This is a genomic window from Mesobacillus sp. (assembly GCF_047739415.1).
GTDB lineage: Bacteria > Bacillota > Bacilli > Bacillales > Cytobacillaceae > Mesobacillus.
Map to the genome: position 1 here is coordinate 1 of NZ_JBIQOE010000006.1, position 4,786 is coordinate 4,786.

The following is a 4,786-nucleotide window of genomic DNA, read 5'->3' on the forward strand; positions in this document are numbered from 1 at the left end:
TACCTTCAAAACTAGCAGCAAGAAAAGCAATTAGGTTAAGCCCTCGACCGATTAGTATCCGTCAGCTCCATACCTTACGGTACTTCCACACCGGACCTATCAACCTTATCATCTTTAAGGGGTCTTACTGGACTAACTCCATGGGAAATCTCATCTTGAGGGGGGCTTCACGCTTAGATGCTTTCAGCGCTTATCCCTTCCACACTTAGCTACCCAGCGATGCGCCTGGCGGCACAACTGGTACACCAGCGGTGTGTCCATCCCGGTCCTCTCGTACTAAGGACAGCTCCTCTCAAATTTCCTACGCCCGCGACAGATAGGGACCGAACTGTCTCACGACGTTCTGAACCCAGCTCGCGTACCGCTTTAATGGGCGAACAGCCCAACCCTTGGGACCTACTTCAGCCCCAGGATGCGATGAGCCGACATCGAGGTGCCAAACCTCCCCGTCGATGTGGACTCTTGGGGGAGATAAGCCTGTTATCCCCAGGGTAGCTTTTATCCGTTGAGCGATGGCCCTTCCATGCGGAACCACCGGATCACTAAGCCCGACTTTCGTCCCTGCTCGACTTGTATGTCTCGCAGTCAAGCTCCCTTCTGCCTTTACACTCTGCGAATGATTTCCAACCATTCTGAGGGAACCTTTGGGCGCCTCCGTTACTCTTTAGGAGGCGACCGCCCCAGTCAAACTGCCCACCTGACACGGTCCCTCATCCCGTTTAGGGATGTAGGTTAGAATTTCAATACGATCAGGGTGGTATCCCACCGTTGCCTCCACCGAACCTGGCGGTCCGGCTTCTATGGCTCCCACCTATCCTGTACAAATCGTACCAAAATCCAATATCAGGCTACAGTAAAGCTCCATGGGGTCTTTCCGTCTTGTCGCGGGTAACCTGCATCTTCACAGGTATTACAATTTCACCGGGTCTCTCGTTGAGACAGTGCCCAAATCGTTACGCCATTCGTGCGGGTCAGAACTTACCTGACAAGGAATTTCGCTACCTTAGGACCGTTATAGTTACGGCCGCCGTTTACTGGGGCTTCGGTTCAAAGCTTCGTCACTTAATGTCACTAACCTCTCCCCTTAACCTTCCAGCACCGGGCAGGCGTCAGCCCCTATACTTCGCCTTGCGGCTTTGCAGAGACCTGTGTTTTTGCTAAACAGTCGCTTGGGCCTATTCACTGCGGCCTCCTCGGGCTTTCACCCTATCGAGGCACCCCTTCTCCCGAAGTTACGGGGTCATTTTGCCGAGTTCCTTAACGAGAGTTCTCCCGAGCGCCTTAGGATTCTCTCCTCACCCACCTGTGTCGGTTTACGGTACGGGTACCTTCCTCCTCACTAGAGGCTTTTCTTGGCAGTATGAAATCAGGGACTTCGGTACTTTATTTTTCCCTCGCCATCACGGCCTAGCCTTAAGTCTACGGATTTGCCTATAGACTCAGCCTCACCGCTTGGACGTGCATTTCCAATAGCACGCTTCCCCTATCCTTCTGCGTCCCCCCATCGTTCAAACGGAGGAAAGGTAGTACAGGAATTTCAACCTGTTGTCCATCGCCTACGCCTTTCGGCCTCAGCTTAGGTCCCGACTAACCCTGAGCGGACGAGCCTTCCTCAGGAAACCTTAGGTTTTCGGCGGACAAGATTCTCACTTGTCTTTTCGCTACTCATACCGGCATTCTCACTTCTTATCGCTCCACCGCTCCTTTCGGTACGACTTCTATGCAATAAGAACGCTCCCCTACCACTGTGCCGTACGGCACAATCCATAGCTTCGGTGATACGTTTAGCCCCGGTACATTTTCGGCGCAGAGTCACTCGACCAGTGAGCTATTACGCACTCTTTGAATGGTGGCTGCTTCTAAGCCAACATCCTGGTTGTCTGTGCAACTCCACATCCTTTTCCACTTAACGTATACTTGGGGACCTTAGCTGATGGTCTGGGCTGTTTCCCTTTTGACGACGGATCTTAGCACTCGCCGTCTGACTCCTGAAGATAAATCTTTGGCATTCGGAGTTTGACTGAGTTCGGTAACCCGATGAGGGCCCCTAGCCCAATCAGTGCTCTACCTCCAAGATTCTTACTCCAAGGCTAGCCCTAAAGCTATTTCGGGGAGAACCAGCTATCTCCGAGTTCGATTGGAATTTCACCGCTACCCACACCTCATCCCCTAGTTTTTCAACACTAGTGGGTTCGGGCCTCCAGTGAGTGTTACCTCACCTTCACCCTGGACATGGGTAGATCACACGGTTTCGGGTCTACGACTACGTACTTTCGCCCTTTTAAGACTCGCTTTCGCTACGGCTCCAGCTCTTCACTTTAACCTTGCACGCAATCGTAACTCGCCGGTTCATTCTACAAAAGGCACGCTGTCACACCTCCCGGGTCCCCGCGAAAGTAACACTTTCATGGGTGGGAATGGTGCTCCAACTGTTTGTAAGCACACGGTTTCAGGTTCTTTTTCACTCCCCTCCCGGGGTGCTTTTCACCTTTCCCTCACGGTACTGTTTCACTATCGGTTGCTAGGGAGTATTTAGCCTTAGGAGATGGTCCTCCCAGATTCCGACGGGGTTTCACGTGTCCCGCCGTACTCGGGGTCTGTCTTGGAGAAAGGATGATTTTGCTTACGCGGCTGTTACGCTCTTTGGCCAGCCTTTCCAGACTTGTTCAACTACCATCCTTTTTTCTTACTCCACATAAGACGCCCCACGACCCCGATACCCGTAGGTATCGGTTTAGGCTGTTCCCTTTTCGCTCGCCGCTACTTAGGGAATCGCACTCAAGTCCCACCAAAGTGACGGAAAGCTTTGTAGCTTTTTCCGACTACTTTGGTGGGGCCCAAGTTTCTTTGCTTTCTCTTCCTCAGGGTACTTAGATGTTTCAGTTCCCCTGGTTGCCTCCTCATCCCCTATGTGTTCAGGGATGGGTATACTTCCATTACGAAGTATGGGTTCCCCCATTCGGAAATCCCCGGATCGATGCTTACTTACAGCTCCCCGAGGCATATCGGTGTTCGTCCCGTCCTTCTTCGGCTCCTAGCACCAAGGCATCCACCGTGCGCTCTTTGTAGCTTAACCTATTTTTGCCTTGCTTTTCTTGCTATCTAGTTTTCAAGGTACAACAATGCGCTTGATGCGCTAATATGAAAGGAATTATCCACTTGGGATCATTACTCTTTCAAAACTAAACAGTGTAAAAAGCCTCTCATCCGTAAGGATGAGTATTTCTCCATAGAAAGGAGGTGATCCAGCCGCACCTTCCGATACGGCTACCTTGTTACGACTTCACCCCAATCATCTACCCCACCTTCGGCGGCTGGCTCCTTGCGGTTACCTCACCGACTTCGGGTGTTGCAAACTCTCGTGGTGTGACGGGCGGTGTGTACAAGGCCCGGGAACGTATTCACCGCGGCATGCTGATCCGCGATTACTAGCAATTCCGGCTTCATGTAGGCGAGTTGCAGCCTACAATCCGAACTGAGACTGGTTTTTTGGGATTGGCTCCACCTCACGGCTTCGCTACCCTTTGTACCAGCCATTGTAGCACGTGTGTAGCCCAGGACATAAGGGGCATGATGATTTGACGTCATCCCCACCTTCCTCCGGTTTGTCACCGGCAGTCACCTTAGAGTGCCCATCTGAATGCTGGCAACTAAGATTAAGGGTTGCGCTCGTTGCGGGACTTAACCCAACATCTCACGACACGAGCTGACGACAACCATGCACCACCTGTCACCGTTGTCCCCGAAGGGAAAGGTCTATCTCTAGACCAGGCAACGGGATGTCAAGCCCTGGTAAGGTTCTTCGCGTTGCTTCGAATTAAACCACATGCTCCACTGCTTGTGCGGGCCCCCGTCAATTCCTTTGAGTTTCAGCCTTGCGGCCGTACTCCCCAGGCGGAGTGCTTAATGTGTTAACTTCGGCACTAAGGGTATCGAAACCCCTAACACCTAGCACTCATCGTTTACGGCGTGGACTACCAGGGTATCTAATCCTGTTTGCTCCCCACGCTTTCGCGCCTCAGCGTCAGTTACAGGCCAGAAAGTCGCCTTCGCCACTGGTGTTCCTCCACATCTCTACGCATTTCACCGCTACACGTGGAATTCCACTTCCCTCTCCTGCACTCAAGTCCTCCAGTTTCCAATGACCCTCCACGGTTGAGCCGTGGGCTTTCACATCAGACTTAAAGAACCGCCTGCGCGCGCTTTACGCCCAATAATTCCGGACAACGCTTGCCCCCTACGTATTACCGCGGCTGCTGGCACGTAGTTAGCCGGGGCTTCCTCCTTAGGTACCGTCAAGGTACAGGCTTGTTCATCCTATACTTGTTCTTCCCTAATGACAGAGTTTTACAATCCGAAAACCTTCATCACTCACGCGGCGTTGCTCCGTCAGACTTTCGTCCATTGCGGAAGATTCCCTACTGCTGCCTCCCGTAGGAGTCTGGGCCGTGTCTCAGTCCCAGTGTGGCCGATCACCCTCTCAGGTCGGCTACGCATCGTCGCCTTGGTAGGCCGTTACCCTACCAACTAGCTAATGCGCCGCGGGCCCATCTGTAAGTGGTAGCTTGCGCCACCTTTCTAGTTCATCTCATGCGAGATGTTCTCTTATCTGGTATTAGCTCCGGTTTCCCGGGGTTATCCCAGTCTTACAGGCAGGTTGCCCACGTGTTACTCACCCGTCCGCCACTCCAGAAGTCAGAGATCGGAAATCGGAAGTCGGATTGATTGTTCAATCAAATGATGCCATTGCTTCTTTGCGATGCTTGCATCTGACTTCTGACCTCTG

General features: G+C 52.5%; 2 rRNA genes. Both read right to left on the minus strand.

What is annotated here, in order from left to right:
* Window positions 1-31 precede the first annotated feature (31 nt).
* A 23S ribosomal RNA gene (locus ACH0QE_RS00290) occupies window positions 32-3,076 on the minus strand.
* Between the two features lie 157 nt (window positions 3,077-3,233).
* Window positions 3,234-4,776, minus strand: a 16S ribosomal RNA gene (locus tag ACH0QE_RS00295).
* The 16S and 23S rRNA genes sit together here, the layout of an rRNA operon.
* Window positions 4,777-4,786: the final 10 nt, after the last annotated feature.